At 61.2% G+C, this 13,255-nt stretch carries 12 protein-coding genes; 1 reads left to right on the top strand and 11 read right to left on the bottom strand.

Going from position 1 to position 13,255, the window contains the following annotated elements; all coding sequences use genetic code 11:
• Window positions 1-130 precede the first annotated feature (130 nt).
• The 11 genes from ACZ9IU_RS27920 to ACZ9IU_RS27870 form a co-directional block, all read right to left on the bottom strand.
• On the bottom strand, window positions 131-1,315 hold the full coding sequence (locus tag ACZ9IU_RS27920; protein WP_040124643.1) for a hypothetical protein: 1,185 nt from the start codon (window positions 1,313-1,315) through the stop codon (window positions 131-133).
• 4 nt (window positions 1,316-1,319) lie between these two features.
• Window positions 1,320-2,549 (bottom strand): metal-dependent hydrolase family protein, encoded by a 1,230-nt coding sequence (locus ACZ9IU_RS27915; RefSeq protein ID WP_040124645.1) that lies wholly within the window; start codon window positions 2,547-2,549, stop codon window positions 1,320-1,322.
• A 15-nt stretch (window positions 2,550-2,564) separates the two neighbouring features.
• Window positions 2,565-3,047 carry a GAF domain-containing protein gene (locus ACZ9IU_RS27910; protein WP_040124647.1) on the bottom strand — a complete coding sequence of 161 codons (483 nt, stop codon included), beginning with the start codon at window positions 3,045-3,047 and terminating at the stop codon, window positions 2,565-2,567.
• Between the two features lie 10 nt (window positions 3,048-3,057).
• Window positions 3,058-4,032 carry an ABC transporter ATP-binding protein gene (locus ACZ9IU_RS27905; protein ID WP_040124648.1) on the bottom strand — a complete coding sequence of 325 codons (975 nt, stop codon included), beginning with the start codon at window positions 4,030-4,032 and terminating at the stop codon, window positions 3,058-3,060.
• The gene (locus ACZ9IU_RS27900) at window positions 4,025-5,029 is read right to left on the bottom strand and encodes an ABC transporter ATP-binding protein (RefSeq protein ID WP_080719332.1); all 1,005 of its coding nucleotides are present in this window, start codon (window positions 5,027-5,029) and stop codon (window positions 4,025-4,027) included. Before ACZ9IU_RS27900 ends, ACZ9IU_RS27905 begins: the two co-directional genes overlap by 8 nt.
• A gap of 30 nt (window positions 5,030-5,059) precedes the next feature.
• Window positions 5,060-6,004, bottom strand: coding sequence for a succinylglutamate desuccinylase/aspartoacylase family protein (locus ACZ9IU_RS27895; protein WP_040124651.1), 945 nt, complete (start codon window positions 6,002-6,004; stop codon window positions 5,060-5,062).
• Between the two features lie 45 nt (window positions 6,005-6,049).
• A complete protein-coding gene (locus ACZ9IU_RS27890) occupies window positions 6,050-6,895 on the bottom strand; it encodes an ABC transporter permease (RefSeq protein WP_040124652.1) in 846 nt (281 codons plus the stop codon).
• Between the two features lie 5 nt (window positions 6,896-6,900).
• On the bottom strand, window positions 6,901-7,881 hold the full coding sequence (locus tag ACZ9IU_RS27885; RefSeq protein WP_040124654.1) for an ABC transporter permease: 981 nt from the start codon (window positions 7,879-7,881) through the stop codon (window positions 6,901-6,903).
• A gap of 143 nt (window positions 7,882-8,024) precedes the next feature.
• Window positions 8,025-9,200, bottom strand: coding sequence for a M24 family metallopeptidase (locus ACZ9IU_RS27880; protein WP_040124655.1), 1,176 nt, complete (start codon window positions 9,198-9,200; stop codon window positions 8,025-8,027).
• Between the two features lie 68 nt (window positions 9,201-9,268).
• The gene (locus ACZ9IU_RS27875) at window positions 9,269-10,804 is read right to left on the bottom strand and encodes an ABC transporter substrate-binding protein (RefSeq protein WP_040124657.1); all 1,536 of its coding nucleotides are present in this window, start codon (window positions 10,802-10,804) and stop codon (window positions 9,269-9,271) included.
• A 48-nt stretch (window positions 10,805-10,852) separates the two neighbouring features.
• Window positions 10,853-11,890, bottom strand: a complete 1,038-nt coding sequence (locus ACZ9IU_RS27870) for a GntR family transcriptional regulator (protein WP_040124658.1) — start codon at window positions 11,888-11,890, stop codon at window positions 10,853-10,855.
• Window positions 11,891-12,070: 180 nt separating this feature from the next.
• On the opposite strand from ACZ9IU_RS27870, the gene ACZ9IU_RS27865 reads away from it, so the two are divergent.
• Window positions 12,071-13,045, top strand: coding sequence for an aldo/keto reductase (locus ACZ9IU_RS27865; protein ID WP_040124660.1), 975 nt, complete (start codon window positions 12,071-12,073; stop codon window positions 13,043-13,045).
• The last annotated feature ends 210 nt before the right edge of the window (window positions 13,046-13,255 follow it).

Raw genomic sequence — 13,255 nt, 5'->3', positions numbered from 1 at the left:
TGGAATCGGTTATGCCGGTCAGCAGCTATATCGCATGCTGCGGGCTCGGAAGCTGACCTCCGCCACTGGTAAGGTCGGTGGCAGCACCGTCATCGCGCGATAGCTGTTCAACTCTTCCAATGCGTGTTTATCAGATCCGTCTAAGCCAATGTTTTGCCAGCGTATTCGGCGTGTGCATGTTGTTATAGAGATAGTTCCAAAACTCATCTTTTTCTTCAACACGTATCTGGGACCAGACCGAGTGAACCGCCATCTCTCCGCACCAATATGCGTAGACAAAAGGAGCGCGCAGATCATGACGAAGGAAGGCGAGTCGCGATCGGGTAACATCAGGAGATTGCAGGGAAGCAGCAGCGATACTCGGCACGACTTCATCAAAGGATTGCCCCTCGCCAAGCAGTTGCCAGGCGGCGCGACACCTGAGCGCGGAACGAAGGCGCTGCAGAAGGTGGCCGAGATGATCCTCCGGCGTTTCGATCCAATCGAGAAATTGCATGCCATTGTCGGCGATGCCTTCGAAAATCGCCGAACTTGCCGAACTCGTGACCACCTGAGCGGCATCAAGCGGCATCAGGCCTTCCGCCACGCGTCTCTCGCGCAGTTTCAGGTGAACGAGATGGCCCGGAAAAGCCTCGTGTACTGCCAGGTGCTTAAGTCCAAAAGCAGTGTAAGGAAAGTCGACATTGAGCAGCAGTCGTCTGCCGGGGAAATCACAATAGGCCGAGTAAGGCACGTCCCGCTGGGCGATAGGTTTGATCCATTCGTCATTCACCCAATCGGCCCTTAACGAGGTTGCCAGTATGCCGCAGCGCGTTCGTGCCTGACGTTGAAATTCCGCAAGCACGTCGAGCACCTTGTCCGATGGTATCCGGGCATGCTGCTCCCAGCGCGCAAAATCCTCAAAAAGGCTGCCGTCGCGGAAGCCGAGTTCATCCAACACCTCACGAATTCCTCTGTAATATCCCGTGATTATCTCTTCGGGTATGTCGCGGGCGTCGATACGGATCTGCCGCTCCAGCCTTTCACCAAAACTGATGGAATCGCCCCGGAAGGTGGCAATCAGGGCGAGCAGCGAGTCGGACATCTCGTCGAGCCAATCCCCGCGCAGCGCGGTTTCGGCTTGCCCGAGACGATCGCGAAAGGACAGGAGCGCAGCTTCCGCTTCGTCGTAGCTCTCAAATCGCTGCGGCGATATCTCGGCGACAGCGACGGGTATGAGCCCTTCGGCGTCCAGAATGCCGGCATTGCGATTGCGGCTGCGATAGAGCAGGTCAAGACCCGCCGTTATCGCCGCCAATTCTCCTCCCAGCTTCATCCACTTACCTCCGGTTCTTTACGAAATGACCGCCGCGAATGATGATTGGCATATGGGCGCCTTGATCGGCGAGCAACGACATGTCGTCGAGCGGATTGCCGTCGATCACGATCAGGTCGGCGAAGGCGCCGGGGGCGATACAGCCGATCTTGCCCTCCATCCGGAGCAGCTTCGCCGCGACGTGGGTTGCCGAGGCGATCACCGCGTGGGCGGGAAGGACGCGGGAGCGGATCACGAATTCCTCGGACTGGTGCCGGTGCATTTCGCCCAGAAGGTCGGTGCCATAGGCCATTGGCAGCCCGGCCTCGCGCATGATCGTCAACGATTCCATGCCGGCGAGCCGTACCGAATCCACCTTGGCGACGGAGGTGGGCGGCAAGCCGAGCGCCGGGCCTTCGATGCCGAGCTTTTCGTAGGTGACGAGCGTCGGCACCGAGATGCAGCCGTTTTCGACAGCGAATTTCGCGGTTTCGGATGTGATCAGGTTGCAGTGTTCCAGCGAATGAATGCCGCATTCGATCGCCCGGCGGATAGCCTTGTCCGTATAGAGATGCGCCGCGGCATAGGTGCCGGCGTTCTCCGCCTCTTCGACGGAGGCGATCAGCTCTTCCCGCGAAAAGCCGAGAAAATGGATTGGGTCGGTCGGCGAGGCGATGCCGCCATTTGCCATGACCTTGATGAAATGTGCACCGGATTTCAATTCTTCGCGGGCGGCCTTGCGGACTTCCGGCACCCCGTCACAGATGCGCCCGAGATTGCCGAGCGTATGGCCGGTCTTCGGCGTCGGCGTGTCGTCATAGGGGCCACGATAATCGGTATGGCCGCCGGATTGCGACAGCGCCTTGCCGCAGATGTTGAGCCGCGGTGTCGGCCAGGGCGCTTCCTGCGTGGCGGCCAGCAGCCCGGAGGTCGCGCCGCCCAAATCACGGACCGTGGTGAAGCCGCGCATCAGCATCTCGCCCATGATCCTGAAGGCGCGCACGGTGACGATCGGATCGGGAAGTTTTGCGTTCTGGCCGAGGTTCGCCATGCCGGCGATGACATGCACATGGGCGTCGATCAGGCCCGGCATCAGCACCTTGCCGGCAAGGTTGATCCGCTGCGCGCCGGCACTGTTGATGGAGGGCGAGACCTCTCGGACCATATCGCCCTCAACGAGAACCGACATCGGCTCGCTCGGCTCCGGGCTCGTTCCATCGACGATACGGGCGTTTTCAAAAAGAATGGTGGTCACGGGATTTTATCCTGTTCAGGCTTTTGAAGCGCCAGCGCGGCGGGCTTCGAGAAAGGCGGGGATCAGCAGCGGTGCGAATTGTCTGGCGAGTTGCACATGCTTTTCCTCGTAGAAGAATTCCTCGTGCAGCAGGTTGATCGTGCCGATCGTCTCGCCGTTGTAGACGACCGGAATATTGATCGCCGAGTTGAGGCCGAGGCTCGCGATCAGCTCGTGATCGAAGAAAGCCCACCTGACCGCCTCCCGGTCGCGTCCGAGGAATGGTTGCTGTCGGCGCAGCACCAGGTCGCCCCAGGGCGTCATGCCCATCGGTTTTCGGCCGAAGACGGGATAGACGTCCGGCATGTTGGAATAGACGCGCGCCACCTCGTCGCCGTCCTTATAGAGCAGCGTCAGCAGCCGGTGCCCAACCCGGGTGGCGAGTGCGGTATCCAATGCGTCGAAGAAAAAGTTCGGCTGGCCCGGTTCTGCGAGAAGCTCGATCAGGTCTTCGGTCATCCTAAACTCCTTATCGGTGATGGCAGGCGACGGACTGGCCATCGGCCTTCAGCTCGAGCTGCGGTTCGGCTTGCCGGCAGATATCGGTCGCGAGGGGGCAACGGGTGTGGAAAGCGCAGCCCAAGGGTTTTCGCGTGGCGCTCGGAATGTCGTCGCTGACGGCGCTGAACTTGTGACGCTTGCGCGGATCATGTGCCGGCGCCGAGCGCAATAGCAGTTCCGAATAGGGATGAAGGGGGTTCGTGAAGATCGCCTCTTTCGACCCGGTCTCGACGATCTTGCCGAGATACATGACGGCGACCCGGTGCGAGACGTGTTCGACCACGCCGAGGTCGTGCGAGATGAACAGATAGGAGAGGCCGAGTTCCTTCTGCAAATCGGCGAGCAGATTAAGGATCTGCGCCTGCACCGAGACGTCGAGCGCCGAGACGGGTTCGTCGCAAACGATGATATCCGGCCTCAGCGCCAGTGCCCGCGCAATGCCGATCCTCTGGCGCTGGCCACCGGAAAACTGGTGCGGGAAGTTGTCTGCCTGATCGGGCCTGAGGCCCACCAGCGACATGAGTTTCGCCACTTCTGTCCTTCGTTCCTCCACAGTGCCGATGCCGTGGATATCGAGCGGCGCGCGGATGATGTCGCGCACTTTCTGACGAGGATTGAGCGAGGAGAACGGGTCCTGGAAGATGATCTGCATGCGGCGGCGGTAGGATCGCGGGATGCTCCGCATCTGCGTGACGTCCTCGGCTCCCTGCATGGCGATGTGTCCCTCAGTGGCCTTCACGAGGCCCATGAGGGCGAGCCCGGTGGTCGACTTGCCGCAGCCGCTTTCGCCGACAAGGCCGAGCGTTTCGCCCGAACCGATCGAGAAGGAAACGCCGTCGACGGCCTTCACCTCGCCGACCTGCCGCTGGAAGACGCCGGAGCGGATGGCAAAATGCACCTTGAGGTTCTCCACGGAGAGGAGAGGGGCCGCAGCATCAGGCATTGTCATGCTCCCAGCAGGCGGCAAAATGACCGGGTTTCTTTTCGATGAAGGGTGGGCGCTCCTCCAGGCAGCGAGCCGAGGCGCCGGGACAGCGGGGCGCAAACGCGCAGCCCTTCGGCAGGTCCCAGAGCGGTGGCACGGTGCCGGGAATATCCGTCAGCCGTTCCGGGGCGGCTTCCGTTCTGTCCCGATGAGGGACGGCGCCCATCAGGCCGATCGTATAGGGATGGATCGGGTTGTCGAAGAGTTCGTAGACGCTGCATTCCTCGACGCGCCGGCCGGCATACATGACGATGACGCGGTCGGCGATTTCGGCAACCACGCCGAGATCGTGGGTGATCAGGATCTGCGCCGTGCCGAGCCGCTTCTGCAGGTCGGAAATCAGTCCGAGAATCTGCGCCTGCACGGTGACATCGAGGGCCGTCGTTGGCTCGTCGGCTATGATGATCTTCGGCTCGCAGGCAAGCGCCAGAGCAATCATCGCGCGTTGCCGCATGCCGCCGGAAAGTTCATGCGGGTATTGCCTTGCCCGCCGTTCCGGGTCCGGCATCTGGACCAGTTCCAGGCATTTGACGGCGCGCGCAAAGGCCTCGCGCCGTCCAAGCCTTCGATGCTGGCGGACGGATTCAGCGATCTGTTCGCCGATCGTCAGCACCGGGTTCAGCGCCGATAGCGGTTCCTGGAAGATCATGGCGATCTTGTCGCCGCGGAGGTTCTCGACCTGGCGCCGATCCATGGCGAGAAAGTCCTCGCCATGGATCCTGATCGAGCCGGAGGCGACACGGGCGCTGTCGGGCAGGAGGCGAAGCAGCGACAGCGCGGTCATCGATTTGCCGCAGCCGCTTTCGCCGACGATGCAGACCGTCTCGCCGGGGCGCACCGAAAGGCTCATCTCCGAGACGACGGGGAAGGCCCCGTTCTCCCCGAGGATTTCGACATTCAGGTCGCTGACGGCAAGCGCCGGTTCCATCGTCTTTTCCATTGCGCGATCTTGCATCCGTTCATTCCATCTGCCGGAGGGATCCGATCAGTCGGTAGACCCTTCGATATTGCCGACCATGAAGCCGTAATCGCCGGCTTCCACGAGATTGCGGGTCAGGTGTTGCATGACCATGATGCCGGTTTCGAAGGGCGTCGGGATTTCCTCGATCGTCTCGAAGTCGTAGGGACTGACGACACGGCCGAGCAACGAACCGCCCCTGATGATCTCGCCGTTTGCCGGCGAGAGCGGCTCCAGCCAACCGCCATGTTTCGGACGGATGCCGACGAGCTCGGTGATGACGGCCTGCTTCGGATTGGGGATCACTTCGCCTTCGATCGAGCCGATCAGGCGGAGCTGGTTCAGCAGTCCATCGACGGTGCGCTTCGCATAGGGCGTCTGGTCGACGATACCGCCGCCGAGCTCGATGGTCACGACCTTGGTACCGTGGCGGTCCATCGAGACGGACTTGCTGGTGCCGGAATAAACCGTGCCGGCCTTACCCGTCGTTGGGCGATAGAGGATTTTCGAACCGAAAGCGCGCGATAGCGGCTCGTCGTTCCAGATGTAAACATAGTCGACCGTCGGCCGGTCCGTGCCGGAATGCAGGTCGAGATTATAGTCGATCTTCGCGAAGAATTCGTGCGCCAGCGCATCGGCAAGCTGCTGACTGTAAGTGCCGCGAGGATCGCCGGGGAACTCGCGGTTGAGGTTCATCTGATCGAGCGGATTGTGACGATGGTTGACCGCAAAGGAGCGCGGGTTTGCGACCGGAAGCAGGATGATGCGACCCCTGAGCGGCATGTCCTTGATGATGCGGAACAGGTCCAGGATCGCCTGCGAACCGGTATTTTCGTTGCCGTGGATCGAGGCGGAAATCCCGACCGTCGGGCCATCCTGTTCACCCACCAGTTCGTGCATGAAGATCACGGCATCGCTACCGTCCGCATGGGTGGTGAATTTGGGACGGAGCTTGTTGATCGACTTGACCATGGACGTTTCCTTTCAGCGTCTTGTCGTATTGATCCGAGGAGTTGCCTATTTCTTCTTGCCCGCCGAGCGGGAGAGATGGCGGGGGTCGAACGCATCGCGCAGGCCGTCACCGAGCAGATTGAAGCCGAGCACGGTCACCATGATCGTGGCGCCGGCAATGATTGCCAGCCACGGTTCGTCGCGCATGAAGCGGGTGCCATAGGCAAGCGTCCAGCCCCAGGTCGGCGTCGGCGGTGGCAGGCCGAAACCGAGAAAGCTGAGCGCCGATTCCGAGATGATCGCGGTGCCGAAGCCGAGCGAGGCGAGCACGATGATCGGCCCCATCGCATTCGGCAGGATTTCCTTGACCAGGATGCGGACCGGATGAGCGCCGAGCGCCCTGGCGGCCTGTACGTAATTCTGCTCGCGCAGCATCAAGGTGGTCGCCCGAACCACGCGGGCATATTCCGTCCAGGCGACGACGATGATGGCGATTGCCACGTTGATCATGCCGGGGCCAAGCACCGCGACGATCGCAAGCGCCAGTACGATCGCCGGGAAGCCCAGGAATATGTCCGTGATCCGCATCAGGATCAGATCCGTCCAGCCGCCGAAATAGCCAGCCGCGAGTCCGACCGCCGTGCCGATGACGGTGGAGACCAAAACGGAGATGCAGGCGATCGTCAGCGAGATGCGTGCGCCGTATATAAGCCGCGACCAGAGGTCTCGCCCGAAATTGTCGGTGCCGAGCCAGTGGGTGAGCGTCGGGCCGGAGAAGCGGTTGCGCATGTCCATCTGCTCGACGCCATGCGTAGATAGATAAGGAGCGAAGACAGCACAGACGACGATCGCCAGCACGATGATCGAGCCGAGGATGAGTGAAATATTGCGGAAACGCCTGAATAATCTCATGAGCCTCAACCCAAACGGATGCGCGGGTCGACGACCGCATAGAGAAGGTCGACGACCAGGTTCACCAGTGCAAAGATGATCGCGAAGGTGAGCACGATGCCCTGGATGAGCGGCAAGTCGCGCTGCGAGATCGCCGTGATGGTCAGTTGGCCGAGGCCCGGCCAGGCGAAGATGGTTTCGGTCAGCACCGCGCCGCCGAGCAGGGCGCCGAAGCGCAGTCCGATCACACTCAGCACCGGCAGCAACGCATTGCCCAATGCGTGGCGGATGATGACGCGATTGCGGCGCAGGCCCTTGGAATAGGCGGTGCGGATGAAATCCTCCCGCAGCACTTCGAGCATGGCGGTGCGCACCAGGCGGGAGATGATCGCCGCCGAGTTCGCGGCGAGCGCCAGCGCCGGCAGGAGGATGTGGGCTAAGCTGTCGAGCAGCACCTGCGGACGACCGGTCAGCGCCGCCCAGACCGCTTCGGGGAAGGGGGCCCCGCGGCCGATTGCCGGAAGCCAGCCGAGAGTCACGGCAAACAGCAACATCAGCAGCAGGCCGAGCCAGTAGACCGGCATCGAAACGCCAAGCTGGGCGAAAATCATCGATACGGTATCGACGATCGAACCCTGTCGCGTGGCAGCCAGCACCCCGAGCGAGATGCCGACGAGACAGGCAAGGATCAGCGCCAGGACGGCCAACTCGATAGTCGCACCGAGCCTGCCGGCTATGATCTCCGACACGGCCTGGTTCTGGAAGATCGAGCGGCCCATGTCGCCGCGCAGTAACTGCGCGAAATAGACGCCGAGACGGATATACCAGGGATCATTGAGGCCGAGCGCGTTGCGCAGGTTGTTGATCGCTTCCGCCGAGGCCTCTTGGCCGAGCAGCACGGAGGCAGGGTCGCCGGGGATCAGCAATAGCAGGCCGAAAGTGACGATGACCATGCCTGCGGCCATCGGGATCAATAGCAGGATTCGACGGACGATATAGGCTAACACGAGGCCGCTCCCCTGATATGTGCCGAAGCAAAGGTCATGACAGCACGATCTCCTCGAAGCGGCGGGGGAATTTGGTCAGCGAATCCGGACCCTGCTCGGTCACGAGAACTGTATCGGCGAGGCTGAAACCCATCTTTCCGACCTCAGGAGATGACGATGTCGTCAAGTTTGCGGGGATAGACAGTCATGCTATCGGGCGCTTCGGCGGCGATCAGCACGGTGTCTGCGATGCGATAGCCGGCAAAGCCCGGCACGAAGATCGCCGGTTCGCTGGAGGTGATCATGCCGGGTTCCAGAATGGTCTGGTCGCCGCCTTCCACCCACGGCGCTTCATGGAACATGATGCCCATGCCGTGGCCGACACGATGCAGCAGGTATTCGCCCATGCCGCTGTCGCGGATATAGGCAAGCGCCAGATTGTCGGCAGAAGCGCAGGTATGCCCGGCGATCAATGCCGCAGTCGCCATCCGCTGCGCCTCGTAGGCGACGGCATAGTGCTGCTCCTGCACCTTGGACGGCTCGCCGATGAAGAAGGTGCGCTCGCTTTCCGAAGCGCGGGCACCAACCCGGCAGCCGAGCGACAGGATGATGCTTTCGCCGATCTTCACCGGATGGCCGGTCGGCATGCCGTGCGGGAAGGCGGATCTCGGCCCGGAATAGACGAGCCCGCTCGCAAGCCCCTGAACGAGCATCACGTCCTCATGCTCTTCGTGCATGGTGCGCATGGCGTGGCGCGACACGTAGGATTCGATCTCGACCTCGCTCGGCAGCGTGCCGCCCTTGCGCATCGCATCGCGGATCATCTCGACGACGACCTCGACCATGCGGTCGGAAAGCCTGGCGGCCTCGCGATGCAGTACGATCTCTTCCGGATGTTTGCGAAGCCGCATCTGCTGGACGATGTTGCTCGGGACCACCCGTTCCGCATTCGGAAAGGCGCCCTCGATCGGCTTTATCCGGGCAAGCGAGATCGCATGGCCATAGGCGACCGTTCCCCTGAACCCGGCAAACTTCCGGCCGAGCACCGCGTGCCACGGGTCGATGCCGGGAAACTCGAAATAGACGATCGCCTCTGCGGCTATGTGCTGGTGTGCCGCGTGGGTACGCTCCAGTTCCGGAAGCAGCAGGAAAGTATCCGTTGCCGTGATCGCCACGACCACCGGCCGCTCCGTCGTATAATGCGAGAAACCTGTCGTATAGATGACGTCGTCATTGGAATCGAGAAGCAACAGATCGATGCCCTCAATCGCCATCCGTTTGCGGATTTCGGCCTGAATTTTCGCATAGAAGCCCGCGCCGAGACGCTGTGAGAAAGCCATCGATCTATCCTGGAACTGCAATTGGGTCTTCAGGCGCGGACCGGATGAGCCGGCCCGCGCGAGCTGTCTCAGTCCTTGAGACCGATCAGGCCGCGCATATTGCCGCGCGAGGTCGCCTGCACCTGGAAGGGCAGCTTCTTGGAATAGAAGAGCTGATAACCCTGATAGGAGACGATGTAGTAGGGAAGGTCGCTTGCCAAAGTCGTCGCGGCCTTCTGATAGGCGGCGGCACGGTCGGGCTGGCTGGTCGCTGAACGACCCTGCTTCAGCAGATCGTCAACCGCCGGGTTGGAATAGCCACCCCAGTTGGTCGAACCGCCTGTGGTCAACTGTGCGAACAGGAGGCGATCCGGATCGACGATGTTCAGCCAGCCAAGCAAAGCGATCTGGTGCTGGCTCTTTTGCACGTAGTTGGTGGAGAAGGACGGCCAGTCGCTGATCTGCGTTTTGGCCTCGACGCCGGCGGCCTGGAAATTCGCCTGCATGAATTCGATCGTCTGGACGCGGTTGCTGTCTTCGCTATGGGTGGACAAAACAATCGTCAGCGGCTTGCCGCCCTTGTCGAGGATGCCGTCGCCATTGGTGTCCGCCCAGCCTTCCTCCTTGAACAGTTTCTTGGCGCCGTCGATATCGAAGCTGGGCTGTTTGATATCCTTCGAATAGGCCCAGGAGGAGGGCAGGATGATCGAGGAGGCGACAGCATCGACGCCCTGGAAGATATCGTTGACGATGGTCTTCTGGTCGATCAGCATCGAGAAGGCCTGACGCATCTTCGGGCTCGAAAGCAGCGGGTCCTTGGTGTTGAAGTTGATGTAGGTTACGCCGAGGCCGGGCTGGACCACCGCGCCGAAGCGCTTGTCCGCCTGTAGGCGCTTGATGTCCTGTGGCGCGAGCGGCGATTGGATGACGTCCAGGTCACCCGCTTCGAATGCCTGAGCACGGGCTGAACCGTCGCCGATGATTTTCACGACCACCTTGTCGGCCTTTGACTTTTCCCCCCAGTAATTCGGGTTCGGCGCAAGTTCGATGGCACTGCCGCGCGTCCAGGAGGTGAACTTCATTGGTCCGGCGCCGATCGGCTTCAGCGCGATGTCGGTGCCGCCTTCCACCAGCGCTTTCGGCACGATGCCGATGTCGAGATAGCTGAGCAACGGTGCATAGGGAGCCGAAAGCGTGAACTTCACCGTCTGCGCGTCGACCGCTTCCACGGCCGAAATCGGTGTGTAGAGCGCCCGTTGCGGCGCGTTGAAATCCTTGTTGAGAATGGTGCTGAAGGTAAAGACCACGTCGGCCGAGGTCAGCGGGCTTCCGTCGGAGAATTTCAGGTTCGGCCGAAGCTTGAAGACCCAAGTGGTAGGGTTCGGGTTTTCCCAGCTTTCGGCGAGATCGGGCTTGGCTTCCAGGCTCGGCGTCAGATGAACCAGACCCGAATAGATGAGGTCCGCAACGCGATAGGCGGTTGTGTCTCGCGCGAGGCGCGGGTCGAGAGTGCCGGCATCGACGTCGGTGCCGATCGTGATGGTCGCGGCCTGGGCGGAGTTCAGAGCGGTGAAGGAAAGCCCTGCGAGAAGGGCAGCTGCTGTGATCGAGAGTGCTTTGCTCATGTCTGTTCCCTTATTGGTTTTGGTTCATTCAAAGCTTGGCATGGGTCGTCAGCGGGCCTTGGTCCTCAGCGAGGTAATATCGGCGACCTTTGGCCGAGCTTCGCCATCGGCGATCTTATTGTGGCGCAGCTCGGCGAGCGCCGGCGCGAGGAGGTTTTCGAGCACACCGGGATCCGGCGAGTGGCGGTATTCGAAACAGCGCTTGTTCGGGCCGGCGAGATCGGCGACATGGTCGGCGCCGGAAGCGTAGATCACGACGTCGCAGCGGGCGACGATGTCCGCAAGATCATCCGCATAGGACCATGCTACCGTGATATCGGAAATATGCGGCGCGAATTCGCGCACGCTGGGACGCATGATGGCGATGTAATCCTTGAGCTGCGTGACGGCCGCGACGCGGGTGCGCGGATCGAGCAGCGCCAGCGCCTGCCGTGTGCGTTCCGACGGAATGAACCGCAGCGACAGGATATTGGCATCCGGTACGAGGCTGCGCATTTCGACTTCGCGATGCACAAAGGTGAGCACCAGGTCGGCGTTGCGACACTTTTCGCGCGCTCCCTCGTTGTCGCGGATATGGTCAAAGGTTAGGAGCGAGATCAGGTCGTTGGCAGCAAGCGTCGGGCGGATCTGTTCAACATAGTCGCGTGCCGGCGCCTCGAATATGCCGACGAAGACGATGTCGAGGTGGACGCGCGGTTTGCGCAGCCGCGCCTGCGCCTGCACCATCGAGGCGAGAGTGATCGGCGAAATGCCGAGCGCTTCGGCTTTCTCCAACAGATTGTCGATATCGGGGCCAAGCACGCTCGCAGGCGCGATCACGCCATCCCGGCGGCGCGGTTCGTAAACTGTGAAGGCGCCGAGGCCGGGGCGGATTTCGACAAGGCCGTCCGCGCGAAGCCGCTTGTAGACTTCCGCCACCGTCATCGGCGCGATGTCGAGCTCGGCAGCGAGCTGGCGCACGGACTGCAGCTTCACGCCCTTCGGCATGTCGCCGAAAGACAGCACGTAGCTCAGTAGCCCGTAAAGCTGCTTGCCCACCGGAACGGGCAGGGAGCGGTCAATGCTGGACGCGTCGATAGTGAACATGCGTGTATTTCTCGATTGATACACTGACCGTAACAGGAGATTCCAATTTGACAATCCCTTCTGTAATTTTTTGCATAATTTAGCAGCAAGCCCATTGAGTGCCTCGATAATTTCCAATTATATCATTCGCAGACGCAGAAAATGCAGTGTGTCGCCGCTTAAACTGCACGAGGTGTATCAATGGAATATATCAACCTAGGTCGAACCGGCCTCAAAGTCTCTCGCCTTGCCCTCGGCTGCATGACCTTCGGTTCGAGCGAATGGGCGCCATGGGTCCTGGATTTTGAGGACAGTGCCAAGATTCTGAAGCAAGCGGTTGAGCTCGGCATCAACTTCTTCGACACGGCCGATATGTATTCGCTCGGCAAGAGCGAGGAGATTACCGGCAAGGTGCTGCTGGACCTTGTTCCGCGCCACAAGCTGGTGATCGCGACAAAACTCTTCCATCCGATGAGCAGCGACATCAACGATCGCGGCCTGTCGCGCAAGCATATCCTCGATGCAGTCGACGGCAGCCTCAGGCGTCTTGGGACCGACTATATCGACCTCTATCAACTGCATCGCTTCGACTACGGCACACCGATCGAAGAAACACTGGACGCGCTGAACGATGTGGTGCGGGCCGGCAAGGTGCGATATCTCGGCGCGTCTTCCATGCATGCCTGGCAATTCATGAAGGCAATCGGGTTGCAACGGCAAAACGGCTGGGCGCGGTTCGTATCGATGCAGCCTCATTACAACCTCATCTACAGGGAGGAGGAGCGCGAAATGTTGCCGCTCTGCTTAAGCGAAGGCGTCGGTGTTGTTCCTTGGAGCCCGCTCGCTCGCGGCCGTCTCGCTGGCCGGGCCGAGGGAGCAACCACGCGCAGCCAAACGGACGGCACGGCGCGGGCGCTCTACGACCGGACAAAGGCCGCCGACGATGCGGTCGTCGCCGGCCTGAAGGCGGTCGCCGAGCGTCACGGACGGCCGATGGCGCAGGTCGCATACGCCTGGGTCGCGAGCCGCCCCGCCATCACCGCACCGATCGTCGGCATTTCGAAGCCAGGACAGTTCGGGGATGCGGTCGAAGCGCTGGAGATCAAGTTGAGCGAGCAGGATGTTGCAGAGCTCGAACAGCATTACCTTCCCAAGTCGATCGCCGGGCATGCCTAGCCGAGCCTCCGGTTGGAGTGCGTTTTAGTAAAAAGAACATCCCGTCAAGGTTTCCGCGGCTCGCCTTTACGAGCATGCACTCCAGTAAACAAGCCGCCGTTAACGGCTAGGATGCCCGTCGCTTCAACCACGTCGGCGGCTGTCCGTAGAACCTTCCTCAAGCGCCCTGCCGCAAAGAGAGACAACCGGGTCGATGAGAGGGACATTTGA

The sequence above is a fragment of the Mesorhizobium sp. USDA 4132 genome, from assembly GCF_056279545.1.
This window is presented reverse-complemented; position numbering and strand designations above follow the sequence as displayed.

Coding starts and splice junctions, on each gene's coding strand:
- ACZ9IU_RS27865 (WP_040124660.1), top strand. CDS start 12,071: ATGGAATATATCAACCTAGGTCGAACCGGCCTCAAAGTCTCTCGCCTT.
- ACZ9IU_RS27920 (WP_040124643.1), bottom strand. CDS start 1,315: ATGAAGCTGGGAGGAGAATTGGCGGCGATAACGGCGGGTCTTGACCTG.
- ACZ9IU_RS27880 (WP_040124655.1), bottom strand. CDS start 9,200: ATGGCTTTCTCACAGCGTCTCGGCGCGGGCTTCTATGCGAAAATTCAG.
- ACZ9IU_RS27890 (WP_040124652.1), bottom strand. CDS start 6,895: ATGAGATTATTCAGGCGTTTCCGCAATATTTCACTCATCCTCGGCTCG.
- ACZ9IU_RS27895 (WP_040124651.1), bottom strand. CDS start 6,004: ATGGTCAAGTCGATCAACAAGCTCCGTCCCAAATTCACCACCCATGCG.
- ACZ9IU_RS27905 (WP_040124648.1), bottom strand. CDS start 4,032: ATGCCTGATGCTGCGGCCCCTCTCCTCTCCGTGGAGAACCTCAAGGTG.
- ACZ9IU_RS27875 (WP_040124657.1), bottom strand. CDS start 10,804: ATGAGCAAAGCACTCTCGATCACAGCAGCTGCCCTTCTCGCAGGGCTT.
- ACZ9IU_RS27910 (WP_040124647.1), bottom strand. CDS start 3,047: ATGACCGAAGACCTGATCGAGCTTCTCGCAGAACCGGGCCAGCCGAAC.
- ACZ9IU_RS27870 (WP_040124658.1), bottom strand. CDS start 11,890: ATGTTCACTATCGACGCGTCCAGCATTGACCGCTCCCTGCCCGTTCCG.
- ACZ9IU_RS27900 (WP_080719332.1), bottom strand. CDS start 5,029: ATGCAAGATCGCGCAATGGAAAAGACGATGGAACCGGCGCTTGCCGTC.